Raw genomic sequence first — 1,508 nt, 5'->3', positions numbered from 1 at the left:
GAATAGAACTTCGCCGCCGATTCGGATATCGGGTGAACCGCCACAAAGACGGCACCGCAAAGTTCAGCAATCCTTCGCGAAATGGTCACCGCCAAATCCAGCATTGCCGCACCCAGGCCGCCCCCCTGATACCTTTGATCGACGGCCAGACGGCCGATCAATACGACCGGAATGGGATCGGGTTTGTTTCGCCTGGAAGCGGCGCTCATCAGATTGTGTTCGAACACATTGGCGCAGATCGAGAAGAATCCCGCCAAATCGCCCGTGTCGGTGAAGACCAAATACGTCCGCGAAGCTTTTTTCCTTCGTTGGAAACGGCCCTCGTCTGAAGCCAGACAGTGAGGGATGCGTCGCCGCAGTCGAACTTTGCGAGATAAGGCTCGTGAGCCCTGTCCAGATGCACGGGCGCAAGAAACTTCATTCAGGAAGCTCCCACAAGCGTCGCGCTTCAAGCCGCTTGCGGCCTTCGATTTCTTCTGCCGAGATCGGCTGCTCGAGCATGTCGAGTATCGCGTTGAACTCGTCTTCCGCAATCGTTAGCGGTCGCTTGTCGACAAAGTTCTCTTCGAAAACCGGTCTGAGTGCCGATCGAACGATCTCGGTTTTGGTCCGGCGCTGCGTCTTGACCATCGAATCGAGCATGGCCATTTCCAGATCCGGAATTTTGATTGTCAGAACAGCCATCGTTACCCCCGTACTAACAACGTTAGTATGCGAGCGTCCGAAAATTATCGTCACAGATGCCTCCTATGAAAATGCGGAGACTGCTGCTCCTCTGCGGAGAAGCCAGTACCCCGCAGAGCGTTCATTTGAAGCGGCGCAAACGCGCCGAAGTTCACGAGAAAAGCTTCTTTTATGAATCGCTAAAGCTGGCGATTCCGCATTTTTAGCCTGTGCTGCGGAGAGCAGGCTTCGGCCGGGTTTTACATGCCGTCTGAAGAGCGCATGTCTCTCTGGCGAGAGAAGAATTCGTTTTTCCACCTGAAAAGCTGAAGACGGAGTTTCGAAGAAAGCCGTTCGGTTTTTTCGGCCTTTTCTTCGAAAGACCACCTTTTCAGCCTTTTGGTCCTCTTTCGAGACCTCGACGAAAAGCTCGCCGAGATCCCGAGAGCGTCTCAAAAATAGAATGATGCCGAAATCTCCTCGCGCAGTTCCGTCGTTTCACGGACGAAATCCTCGTCTTTGAAATCTCGCGGGACGTCGCGTCCGGTTGCTCTGAAGAGCCAACGTTCGGTGTCGGGCGAACGACACGCATCAAGTTCAGCCTCAGTCGGCTTGCGCGAAAGCGCAGCTTCAAAAAGCTTTTCGGCGCTGATGCGGCCCTTCACGGTGCTTTTCGTTATCGAGACGCCCGCAAACTCTGCAGCGCAGAAGTCGCCCATGAGCTTTTTCAAAGACGCCTTGGACGCTTCCTGCATCTGCTGCAGACGCTCGATCTCGCGGCGATGCCGGGCGATCTCCTCTTCGAGACCGAGAAAGTCTTTCGCCGCCGCGATCCAGATCTTCTG

At 54.8% G+C, this 1,508-nt stretch carries 3 protein-coding genes; all 3 read right to left on the bottom strand.

Going from position 1 to position 1,508, the window contains the following annotated elements:
- The coding region (locus H6A60_RS13980; RefSeq protein ID WP_338054872.1) for a GNAT family N-acetyltransferase at positions 1 to 257 on the bottom strand (257 nt) is incomplete at its 3' end.
- Between the two features lie 160 nt (positions 258 to 417).
- Positions 418 to 684 carry a hypothetical protein gene (locus tag H6A60_RS11245; RefSeq protein ID WP_205104654.1) on the bottom strand — a complete coding sequence of 89 codons (267 nt, stop codon included), beginning with the start codon at positions 682 to 684 and terminating at the stop codon, positions 418 to 420.
- Between the two features lie 431 nt (positions 685 to 1,115).
- The coding region (locus H6A60_RS11240) for a hypothetical protein (protein ID WP_205104652.1) at positions 1,116 to 1,508 on the bottom strand (393 nt) is incomplete at its 5' end.

It is taken from the genome of Sutterella massiliensis (assembly GCF_016899755.1).
Classification (GTDB): Bacteria; Pseudomonadota; Gammaproteobacteria; order Burkholderiales; family Burkholderiaceae_F; genus Sutterella; species Sutterella massiliensis.
This window is presented reverse-complemented; position numbering and strand designations above follow the sequence as displayed.